At 52.0% G+C, this 2,685-nt stretch carries 2 protein-coding genes; both read right to left on the reverse strand.

Features of this window, described 5'->3' with window-relative positions; genetic code table 11:
* The coding region (locus tag BM125_RS20045) for a hypothetical protein (protein WP_217647933.1) at positions 1 to 278 on the reverse strand (278 nt) is incomplete at its 3' end.
* A gap of 205 nt (positions 279 to 483) precedes the next feature.
* A complete protein-coding gene (locus BM125_RS20050) occupies positions 484 to 792 on the reverse strand; it encodes a hypothetical protein (RefSeq protein ID WP_139225137.1) in 309 nt (102 codons plus the stop codon).
* Positions 793 to 2,685 lie beyond the last annotated feature (1,893 nt).

Here is a 2,685-nt window from a genome sequence, read left to right on the forward strand (position 1 = left end):
GTCGTGCTACTCGCCGGAGTAGTCTCATAAGACGACCAACCGGAAAATAGCTTGCGCCCATCAAAACTAACTCTAATGACCTTTGTCTCGGGATCGACATATATGCGCTCATCAACGTTTTCAGGAAGGCTCTTCATCAGCTCAGAAGCTTCAGCCACAAGGGAGTGAACCTGATCTTGGCCAACGTTTCGAACAACCTTGATGACTTCTATTGAGCGAATGTCCGCTGCATCAATGTTGTATTGCTCCTCAACAACAGAGCCATCTTCCTTCAGCACGAGTTCCCAAGTGTGTGCGCCCGTTCCAGAGTAGTCTTGACGAATGGAAACAAGTGACTCGTTCTCTACCGAATATGCATACGACGAAAAGGTTGCGAGAAAGACTATGCAGGCTAGCCGAATCACCATGTTTTCCGTGTCTAACACCAGAGTTAAGCCGCCGCGTCAGCGGTCGGCTTGGACGAATAGTTAGGGCGCAACCAATTCAGTGCAACCGCAAATAGTGTCGGAACACTTTGGTAATTGGCTCTTCTGCCTGAGAGAACCATTGCTGATGGTCGCGCATCGAATACACATACTTGAGCTCTTCTTCAGGGGGTGTGGCGGAAATCATGCGCTTCGAAACTGAGATTTCTATAGCACGATCTTTGATTGCTTCCAATGCACGAACAACATCTTTGCCGAAAATAAACTGGGCTTCAGTTACCGCAGACCAGAACTCTGCAGCTATTTCGGAATCAACGGTGTCACCTTGCCAAGACGCTCGAACAAAATGGATTGTTCGCGTGTACACCGAAAACCTACGATCGAAAAGCTCAATTCTCCGTTGATGTCGCGCTGTTCGGTACTGCCCATATGCGACAAGAAGGGCTAGAACTGTCACCGCCGGCGCTAGCAGTGATCGACTGATACTCAAAAATTCACTGAGTCCCATTTTAGCGCCCTAACACCAGAAATAAGCCGCCGCGTCAGCGGTCGGCTTGATTGAACAGTTAGCCCAAGGTTATGCCGATGCAGTACAGATTGGAAGACCGATACGTTGCAGGTAGGTGCTTGAGCGCGTGAAGCATCCTGGAGCTACGCAGCGCGGCCCACTGTTTGCGAACGACCAGCGCTGCGAACCTGCATGAAGATGTGAAACTCGATCGCGCGGCTGATGCCTGTGGGCTGGCCAAAGGACGACCAGCGCCACGCGAAACAGGAAAAGGGCGAGACGCGATTGCGCTGCTGATGCACATGGACTCGCCCACGGACTGCAACCGGAGCGTGCTGCTCAGACTGCATAAAACCAGGCAAAAACATGAAAGCTTTTGCCGGGCTAACACCGGAAATAAGCCGCCGCGTTAGCGGTCGGCTTGATTGAATAGTTGGGTGGATTAGGAATCACGCAACGTCTCGCCCAAAGATACACCGCAATGAGGACAAAACTTAATTAATGGCTTGGAACTTGCGAATGCGAACAGAGTGATAGCGGCACGGGAAAAGCGAAAGTTACAAAGGGGACAGCGGAGGTATACCCAAGACCCTAAAATGACCGGCACAACGGAAAAAGCGCAACCCAACATGAGCAAAAGCCACCAATTTGCGACGCACCATGCTACGAGGGGCGTGTCGGGTGTTTGCGAATAGGACGCTTCTGCAAAAAACGCTACTGCGAAAGCGGCTCCCCCTGGGATGATAGGAAGGAACTGAGCCCAAAGTAGTCGCCTGGACTTGAGCCGCATTTTCTCGAGGCCTGTCACGTTCCACCCAACACCGGAAATAAGCCGCCGCGTCAGCGGTCGGCTTGATTGAATAGTTGGACGGCATTACTCGTGTACCGTCATTTGGAATGGTACAACTTTAACGGAAGATTTTTCAGTTGGCTTGTAGCGCAACTGTGCCGCCACTTTTAGCACGACACTCTGCCACGCGCTGTGCCCGCTCGATCAAATGATGCGAGCATTTGAAACCGAACCCTCTGGCGCGATAGTTAGTTCAACGACTACACGACCTTCGCTGAGCTCAGTTACCGTGGGTGATTGGGGCGCTGGACAATAGATGAGATCGGGATCAAGTTGCGGGCAAACCGGGGCCTGGCCTAGGCCACCGGCCAACATGGCGAAATAGACAATTACCGAGCTGCCATTCATATGCCGACCAACAACTTTGTTAAGCCGCCACGGAACGTGGTCGGCTTGAACTACTAGTTAGGGTGCGACAACATGTGCCGCGCCCATCCCATTCTTTAGAAGGTAAATGATTCTCCCCTTGGGAACGGTAAAGTGGAGTACGAACTGGAACTTGGATGTGCATCTGCATATAGCCGCGACACCTTCATCGTTTCTTGTCTCAACCCGCAACGTAGCCGCACTCCAGTCCTCTCTGTACTCCGGTTTTGCAACATGCTCACCGCAAGATAGACCTACCCAACCAGTGACGACAAGGTAGTCTCCGGAGTGATCTGCGACCAGCTTGTCTGGCCCGTAGGGATCATGCTCTTTGTCGCAACCGAGCAATTCGGTGAATTCAAACGGCTCGGCCGCGAAGCAAGATGACGAAATCGCGATGAGCGAGAAGATCAGCAGGATTATAACTCTATCCATAGCGCCCTAACACCAGAATTGAGCCGCGTGCGTTAGCACGTCGGCTCGAATGAATAGTTGGGCTGCATGCTACTCACGATGCACCACCAAAGCTACAAAGT

Source organism: Dokdonella immobilis (assembly GCF_900115085.1).
Taxonomy (GTDB): Bacteria; Pseudomonadota; Gammaproteobacteria; order Xanthomonadales; family Rhodanobacteraceae; genus Dokdonella; species Dokdonella immobilis.